This window comes from Advenella sp. RU8, from assembly GCF_048381675.1.
Classification (GTDB): Bacteria; Pseudomonadota; Gammaproteobacteria; order Burkholderiales; family Burkholderiaceae_B; genus Advenella.
Genome location: NZ_JBLWIS010000006.1, coordinates 167,532 through 177,357, shown reverse-complemented (window position 1 = coordinate 177,357; position 9,826 = coordinate 167,532). Strand labels below are relative to the sequence as shown.

The 9,826-nt window shown below is 48.3% G+C and carries 3 protein-coding genes; all 3 read right to left on the bottom strand.

All coding sequences use genetic code 11. The features are described 5' to 3' along the window. A partial coding sequence (locus tag ACM5Q9_RS09605; RefSeq protein WP_418144505.1) for an ESPR-type extended signal peptide-containing protein occupies nucleotides 1–513 on the bottom strand: 513 nt, incomplete at its 3' end. A gap of 443 nt (nucleotides 514–956) precedes the next feature. Then, a complete protein-coding gene (locus tag ACM5Q9_RS09600) occupies nucleotides 957–1,748 on the bottom strand; it encodes an OmpA family protein (RefSeq protein WP_418144504.1) in 792 nt (263 codons plus the stop codon). Between the two features lie 88 nt (nucleotides 1,749–1,836). Continuing rightward, entirely contained in the window at nucleotides 1,837–9,561 is a 7,725-nt protein-coding gene (locus ACM5Q9_RS09595) for a YadA-like family protein (RefSeq protein ID WP_418144503.1), read from the bottom strand. Nucleotides 9,562–9,826 lie beyond the last annotated feature (265 nt).

The following is a 9,826-nucleotide window of genomic DNA, read 5'->3' as shown; positions in this document are numbered from 1 at the left end:
GGCCAGGGAAGTATTACCCGCCACACCCAAATTACCACCGACGGTTGAATTACCGCCAACGGTTGAATTACCAGTAACGGTTGAATTACCGGTAACGGTTGAATTACCGCCAACGGTTGAATTACCGCCAACGGTTGAATTACCGCCAACGGTTGAATTACCAGTAACACCTAAAGTACCATTGACACCGGCATTGCCCAGAGATGTATCTCCCGTTACATTCAAACCATTATTTATAGTTGCACCGCTAACCAACAAGGTAGATCCATCTACCCGGGCATCGCCTTGCACAACAAAACCACCAGAAACATTTCCATCACCACTTATAATCAAGCTGTCGCCCGTAACAGCCTGAGCCATTGCCACAGCCCCGGAAAAAGCCAACGCTGACGCCACCAGTGTTTTGGTTAAAACTGATGCACCGCTACGCTTCCCTTTGGATTTGGTATTTTCAGAAACGGCGACATAAGCACCTAGCTTTTCATTCCAGATACTTTTATAAATACGATTCATTACATCCCCTTTTAAATAAAATTATCTGCCTGTTTGATCTCAAGCATGTTTAAACTCAAACGACAGCACTATATCAATTGATAAAAAAAAACAAGGATTGTCTTTTTTAAAATGACACCAGTAGCATATAATACACCGTCAAGATAAACAAAACAATTCAAAACAAATATTACATATAAAAACAATAATGTAATTTCTAAAACTTTATATTGACAATAATCAACAAGTTTCATAAACACAAAATAACAACACAATAAAATTTTTTATTAACTCTAAAAAATAATTTGAATTAGTCCCCTGACTTAACAAAGCGAATCCACTTTTAGCAATTTTTAATTAAAAATCATGGAGTAGCCCATAAAAAAACGCTGCATATTTTTGAATATACAGCGTTTTTTTGAATATACAGCGTTTTTTACTAAATCACAAACCTTATTGCCGTTTTAATTCCTTTGCACCTGGATTTCAACACGACGGTTAGGTGCCAGGCATTGAATTAACTGTGCCCCACTGCCATCACACTGAACGACAGGTTGCGACTTGCCCATACCCCGTGTCTGTACCAGATTGGCAGAAACCCCTTGCGACACCAGGTAATTGCCAACGGTTGCCGCACGGTTTTGTGACAAACGCTGGTTATACGCATCTGAACCCAAGCGATCGGTGTGCCCAATCACGGTAATTGAGGCAATATCCTGACGCCCACTGAAATGTTGTGCCAGTTTTTGCAACTCTGCATGGCCTGAAGTGATGTTATTCAAGTCTGATTTATCAAACGCAAACAGTGCATCGGCATTCAGGGTATAACTTTCCTGCTGCTGGCCGTCCGGGCAAACCGAACCCTCGGTTACCGGTTTCCAGTAGAAGTTACGGGCGATCAGGTTGGAGTCAAACAACACTTTATACTGACAAGTGCTGATGTTATTCACGCCCTGACCGGGGGTGTTGAAGTGGAACAGGTAATCCCACTCTTTAACCCTGAAGCCCTCCGCAAAGTGCGGGCGACCCAGCAAATAATACAGCTGGTCACGCGTCACACCTTCACGAACCTGGGCAAGTGCGCCCAAAACAGGGAAAGTACCCTGATCGTTATCAAATTTAACGGAATCCACATTGGGCCATACCAGCTCATCGGCAGTGCCATCTTTACTGACATTGCTCATGGTGCCACATGCCGTTAACGCCAAGGCTGCCGCTACCGCAACGATACTTGTTTTGTATTGAAAAAGCTTCATTAACATTTCCTTAATAGTTAAACGTTTTAGCGCCAGGGCCACACACTTTCATGTGTGACCCAAGCCATGATTTCAGGCTAATGCAAAATTACCACTGGTAACCCACACCGGCACCGTAAGTAACGTCACCACGACTATTACCAGAAACCGAACCTTTTAATACCCATTTACCGTTATCAGAGATGGTTGATAAACCTGCCGCATAACCTTGCTCTCCACGGTGACCCGCAGAAGCAACCGCAAACATGCTCTTGCCAGGTAAGTAAGCTTGTGGCAAGTTGGCCATGGCCGCCGCAGACGCGGTACCCGCTCTGGCATCCTTGTCTACACGATTCAGGTCACCACGCACCGAGTTGATCTGGTTAGTCAGATTATTAGCTACGCCGTTAAGCTGGCTTACGTTAACAGCATCAGTATCATTGACACCTGCCGCCACGTTAGTAATGGTGGTGCCACCCGCATTAATACCGCCGGCAGAAACGCTTGGGCCAACCTTGTCACCGGCATCGTTAACAAATGACAGACCCTCACCGTTCACAATCGTATTGCCTGCCTTGAAGGTAGAAGCGTTTACGGTAGTTGCGTTAACAGTTGTCACGTTAATGGTGTCACTCAGGGCAAAATCAACCACACCGCTGTCAATAACCTGTGTAATAACAATGTTATTGTCGGTATTGACCAAGCTGACAACATCACCGGATTGAACCTGGGTGTTATTGCCACCGGCATTCAGTGTCCAGCCTTTGTTCAGTTCACTGATGGCATCGCCGACATTATTAACGACTTTGTCTTCGTTACCAACCGTGTAACTTGGTGCACTGACCGTACCATCAGGCTTCACTGTTGAACCACCACCCAGGGCATCGGCCACAGACTGGCTGATATCCTTGATCTGGCCACCGTTAACGGCATCTTTGCTGCCATCGGCAATAATGCCGTCAGCAACGTTCTGGATTTTATTACCACCAACATCCACTTTATCGGCAGTAAAGGCCAAATCACCGGTAGGGCCACCAACCACCGTCAAACCTGTATCACCCAGCTTGACGTTGTCACCCACCTTGACACCACTATCATCCATCACTGTTTTACCAGCCGTGACAGAATCAACCACCAAGTTGGGATCAACCGAGATTTCAATACCGACATTGCCATCTTTCTTCGGTTTCTGAACAATATCAACATTGTCACCGGCTACCAGGGTTAACTGGTCACCTGGCAAGATATCTGCCGGGCCACCGGTTCCGGTTCCGGTGCCAGTTCCAGTTCCAGTTCCAGTGCCAGTGCCAGTTCCAGTTCCAGTTCCACTACCACTAGAACCAGAGCCAGAACTGGCACCAGATCCGGACCCCGTACCCGGATTCTGGCCAGACGGATCGCTAACCGTGACTTTCCAGCCTTCAGCCAGTTTGTTAATCGCGTCTTCTACTGTCCAGAACTCTTGGCCATTAATGGTGTAGCTTCCTGTCATCGAAAGGGTGCCATCAGCATTCAGGGTAACGTTATCGCCAAAAATATTCTGGACTGACTCACCCAATGCCTTTAACTGATCAAAATTAACCGCATCCGTACCCGCTGTACCAGCAGCAAGATTGGTAATCTTGTTGTTACCCATATTGATACCATTCGAATTAATGACAACGGTATTGGGTAACTGGACACCTTTTGTATCAACAAAGCTCAAGCCATTACTGTTAATGAAAGTACCACCGGCATTTACGCTATCAACCTTGATGTTTTGTGCCAGTTTGATACGCAGTTTACCGTCTTCACTGTCAACACGAAGGTTGGCATCAGAAGCATCGGCAGCGTTATCCAGACCACCAACGATACTTAACGTTTGGCCCAGATCTTTATGGATCACTTTACTTGGGTCTGTATCATTACCCACAAAGTTCAAACCGGTCTCTGTAAGACCCTCACTGATCAACTGAAGCTGCTCTTCGGTTGCCGCACGACCGGCTTTTGCAAAGTCAGCCGAAGCCAGGTCACGATTGCTCAATCCAGTGATATCACCCTTGTTAGCATCAATCACGATAGTATTGGCCGGGCCTCCTACCGGATTAGCAAACAGTTCAATCCTGCCCGCCTCTACCTTGGTAGTTGCCGTTGGATTGGCCGTAACATCATGCACCACCAAGCCTTTATCGTTAACCTGCGTATCGCCAACGTTCAGGCTACCCTCCTCAGTCAGATCAACATCTTTAGCCAACTGAATGCTCAGGCCACCATCACCGTTCTGGACCACACCAATGTTGCCTTCGCCAGTCAAGTCAGCCTCCGCGGCACCACCGGTCAAGCCCAAGGTTTCATTCAGCTTGCGGGTAACCGTCTTGCCGTCATCACCGGCAAACTTCAAGCCATCGTTAAGGTTGGCCACTTCCTGAGGATTACCCTTGCCATCGGTATACACAATACGGGTAGTGGTTGTGCCAGGGGCACCATCAACACCGGGGGCACCGTTTTTGACGCTAATATTAGTGCTGGCACCGGCTTCACCCTTGGCACCGCTTGGACCGGTCAGGCCAATCGAGCCATCAGCCCCGTTCAGCACCACAGAAGCACCGTTCTTGCCATTCACGCCAATCTTGCCATCGACTCCGTCAACTCCATCCTTGCCAACCTGGATGTTTTCCAGATCGGTCAGGCTGGTAGCCAGTTTGATGCGCAGCTCACCATTTTCACTATCCACACGAAGATTGGCATCCGAAGCCGCTGCCTTATTATCCAGACCACCCACTATATTCAGGGTACCACCCAGATCTTTATGGATTTCATCTCCCTGGTTACCGACAAAGTTCAAGCCAGCTGTGGTCAGGTTTTTGGTTGCCGTTTGCAAATCACCAATATTGGCCGCGTTGGTCAAGGTATCACCCGTGGCATCAGCCAGGTCGACACCACCCAAACCGCTAGCCACACCCGTGATCTGTTTATTGCCACCATCAATGCCAGTAACCGTTACGCTTGGGCCACCGGTAATGGTTAAGCCACTACTGTTAATGATGGTTGTATTGGTACCATTGGTAAAGGTAGCACTATTCAGGCCAGCCAGATCTTTAGCCAACTGAATGCTCAGGGCACCCGTGCCATCAGCCACCACACCAATGTTGTTGTCAGAAAGAGCTCCCGTAGCACCACCGGTCAGGCCCAGGGTTTCATTCAGCTTGCGCGAAACCACGGTTCCATCATCACCCACAAAGCTCAGGCCATCATCCAGATTGGCAATTTCCGCACCTTTATAAGTCACGCTGTCATCGACATTGACAACGAAGTTGTCACCCAGTTTGGTTTCACCAGTCACGGTCAGATTCTTAGTCGTCACGCTACCTTCGTTAATCACCGTCTGGTTCGTTGTATCACCACCAACCGTAATGCGATCACCATTGATAATGGTATCGCCAACGGTGATGCTGTTTCCGATTTCAATATCGTCAGCCAGATCAAAAGTCAGGTCAGTACCTTCTTGCGCAATCACGATATTGCCATCGGTATTGTCAAAATCAACCGTCGTACCCGGTGCTACATTCTCGGAAGTAGCCGCATCGGCATTCGTGGTGACGTTCCAGCCTGTATTGGCAATCGTTTTCACTGCTTCCAATTGGTTTACGTTAACCGCGTCAGTACCATCTGTTCCGGGGGCAAGGTTGGTAATTTTCTTTCCACCCATATTAATGCCACTGGAATTAATAACCGGGCCATTATTAATGGTAATACTATCCAGATCAGTGAGGTTACGCGCCATGACCAGGTTTAACTGACCACCATTACTATCCACCCGCAGATTGGCACCCGTAGACGCTTCGCTGGAATCCAGCTCACCTGAGATTTTCAAAGGCGTAGTGTCACCCAAGGTCTTGGTAATATTGCCACCGGTATTGCCGGCAAACAGCAAGCCGTCATTTTTATTGGCGATTTCAACGCCTTCATAAGTAACACTGTTATCGTTGTTCACGACAAATTTGTCACCCAATTTGGTAACACCACCAACGGTAAGATTGTTAGTCGTAATGTTGCCTTCGTTAATGACCGTCTGATTACCTGGATTACCAATCTTGATTTCTTTCGCCAGATTAAACTGCAAATCTGTACCATTACGGGTTATAACAATATTGCCATCGGTATTGCTGAAATCAACTGAACCACCGGGGGCTACGTTCTCGGTTACTTCACCATTAACACCAACATCCCAACCCTGTGCAACATACCCTAACGCATCCTGCACGTTATCATAGTCGGTACCACGTACGTTTAGGTTTGCAGTCACCTTATGGGTCTCAGAATCATAACTTGAGTTTCCTCCCAGCGCATCCGCCATGCTCTGGCCTGCCGTATCCAGGTTGTCACCCAAGGCAGTCACTGCCTGATTGGTGGCAAACAACTGGCTGCCATTAATAGCATCCGTTGATGTTTCAGAAAGACGACCAGCCGCAACGTTGGTAACGGTACGCTCTGCACCAACAGAACCGACACTCACGGTTGCTGTCGGACTCACACCTGCAAAGTTATAGGTATTCTTATCAACTACCACATTGGAAGTACCAACGGCAGTCGCGGTAACAGATCCACTACCCAAGGCAACGGAGCCCTCATTGCTTGCCTTGGCACCTTGACCCAGCGCCAGCGCATTGTCTGCCGTGGCTTGAGCACCACTTCCAAATGCAGACGCATTCAGGGCATTGGCCTTGCTAGCGTTACCCACCGCCAAAGCATTATCTGCCGTGGCTTGAGCACCATTACCAACAGCGGACGCGTCCAGGCCAGTCGCATCAGTATTGGCACCAACTGCCAATGCATTAAGGCCTGTGGCTTGTGCTTCATAACCAAAAGCGGCAGCCTGTTTAGCATCAACCCGAGCACCAGTACCCACAGCCAAACCATTTTCCGCAGACGTAGTCGCTTCTGCACCATCTCCAATAGCCGTGGCTGACTTGGCCCGCGCCTCGGCTTCTACACCCAGCGCCAAGGCATGTTGTTGATCTGCCTTAGACAGATTACCAATTGCGATCCCTGCGGTGTTGCGCTCTGGATCCTGATTGTATGGATCGCTGAAGCCTGACACCGCCCCAGTACCCATGGCGATACCATCTGTTGCATAACCCACCGCACCAGTACCAGTAGCAACCGCATTCAACCCACTGGCACTGGCATCCGTACCGCTGGCCTGGGCATTCAGGCCACTAGCCACAGCATTAGTACCACTGGCTTGGGAGCTCACACCACTAGCCAAAGAATTACTACCAAAAGCCATCGCATCATCGGCTGATGAATAAGCCTTATAACCTTGGGCTATACCACGCAGCTGAATAGTTTCAGCATCCTGACCAATAGCGATGCCATTATCTGCAGTGGCTTCCGCGCTCGTACCAATCACAATCGTATTATTCGGTGCGGCACCCGCTGTTTTCGGATGAGAACGTGCTCCCGTACCCATCACAATGGAGTTTTCTCCATGACTTTCCGCATCCTCTCCAATTGCCACGCCACCCTCATGATAGGCTTGACTGTGGTTACCTACCACCGTGGAATTAGCAGCATGTGCTTCAACCGAATGGCCGATTGCAACACTCTGTTCGCCTGCCGCACGTGCCAAATGACCAGCAGCCAAAGATGAGGTTTGTAAAGCATGTGAATCAGGACCAATCGCGATCGAGTCAATACCGGTCGCCTGTGTATTATCCCGATTAAGAGGATTGTCAGAGTTGACACTAAAGTATCTAACGCCATTCTCCGCAATAGCCTTCTCTAGCTGAGCCACGTTAACAGCATCACCCTGAAGCACACCATTTGCAACCGTCACAGTACCATTTGGATTGTAAATAACCGCATCACCGGGAAGCACACTGATCGCACCGCTAGAAACAGCATTAATTGCTTCGGCCACTGTTTTGTATTGATGTTTAACGCCTGATGTATCCTCAAGTTCAATAACGTAACCACCAAAAGCACCATTACTATCCACGGTAACATTGCCACCAACCAAATTGGCAACTTCCTGCTGAGCGCCTTTCAACTGACGAACGTTTACCACATCATAATCCTGAGACCCATCAGCCACATTCACAATACGACGTGTTGTACGTTGACCGGTAGCCGGATTCGTATTACCCACCGATACTACCGTACCATCAGTAAAACCACTACCTGTCAGGTAACCCACTCCCTCAGCATCGGTAGCACGTGCATACGAGCCGATACCAAGCGCTACACTTCCGCCTTCTGCAGTCGTATTTCGACCTATAGCTACTGCTCCTGCAGCTGCTGTTGACTGCGAACCAAGGGCAACACCAGTATCTTCAGAAGACGCATCGTATCCAATTGATACGGCATCCGTATCTGCCTTGGTGTTACCGCCAATAGCAACCGCATGTTCAGTAATACCTGCTCCGTTATTCGCCAACTCACCAATCGAAACGTTTGAGTTCCCACCTAAATTGGATCCTGCCCCACTACCAATAGCCACGTTCCAGTAACCGCTTATATCTGAGCCGGCATTGGCGCCGACTGCCAGGTTCTGGCCTCCTGCTGATCTTTGCCCTGCGTTGGTGCCAATGGCGATATGATCGGTTCTATCGTCAGAAGTCGTACTTACAGTACCCACTCCCGCTCCAGTACCCAGTGCAATACCACCTACTGAACCTGCATAAGCGCCATTACCGGCTGCAAAAGCATTGGCCGCCTCGGCTTTCGCACTACCTATCGCAATACTGTTGCCAGCATTAGCCTGTGCCCCACCACCCAATGCCGTCGCGTTACCTGCTGCCGCCTTGGCCGCATCACCCAATGCCACCGAACTAGTACCGCTGGCTAGGCTATCACGACCAATTGATACGGCAGCCTCACCACCAGCACCAGGTGCAGCGCCACCCGCTTTAGCACCTGAACCAAACGCAATGGCGTCAGTACCTTCTGCTGTTACCTCTGCCCCCGTACCTGCAGCGAAAGCGTTTTCTGCATTTGCATTGGCTTCTTCTCCAAGCGCAATAGCACCGGTTGATGTAGCGATTGCCTTAAAACCTGCCGCAAAGCTATTTTCCGCTTGCGCCTGAGTCATAAAGCCAAGTGCAACACTATTTAAGCCCGAAGCTAGCACCTGAGGGCCAATGGCGACACTATCAACACCCGTCGCTGAAGCATCTGCTTTATCTGAATTGACACGGAAATATTTGATGCCTGGCGTAGTATCTGAAACGCCCAAATCGGATAATTTTGTTTGTAGGATTGTAATATTTCCTTCCGCTGCCGTCAGACGGGTTCCCTGTGATGCAATAGTACCTTCAGCCGTTGACATACGGGTTGTTAGGCCGGAAATGTTGGTGTTGGCAGTCCCTAAACCAGTTTGCAAAGTATCAATCTCGCCTTCAGCTGTTGACACGCGGGAGGTTAGACCAGAGATATTGGTATTGGCAGTACCTAAGCCAGTTTGCAGGGTATCGATCTCGCCTTCTGCCGTTGACACACGACCTTCTAGCGTTGCAACATCACTAGTATTTGCAATCACTGCCTGATTAACAGTATTCAACTGTCCTGCTGTTACCGCCAAATTCGCATTATTGAGTTGTGAAATATCAAATGAGCCGTTTAAACCACTGATCGTTCCGCTACCACTTGAAAACTCAATTATATTTCCTGTGACAGGAGCATTATCCCCTACAGTAATAGTCTGTGCCTGTGCTGAAGCCCCCACAGTCACAGCCAAAAGCGTCCCAACCAGCAAAGATGATCCGCTACGCTTGCCTTTTGCCTTAACGTTTTCTGAAACAGCGACATAGGTACCTGTTTGCTCATTCCAAATGCTTTTATAAATACGATTCACAACCGATCCTTTCAAATATGTATATCTGCCGACACGATTGGTTGGTTTGAACTGTAAATTAAAATTATTTCAGTTGGAAACTAACCCAAATTAAGCCAGCATCTTGAACATTAGCAATGCCCATGCCAAGAGTAATTTCATAATGAAAACAACTTGTTATAGGCATGTTAAGGGATCGACTGTAGTAAATATAAACAGATAATTCAATTTGCAATACTTCACAATTAAGCCAATATCATTTGGCTGATTTATTTTTTTTATTTTT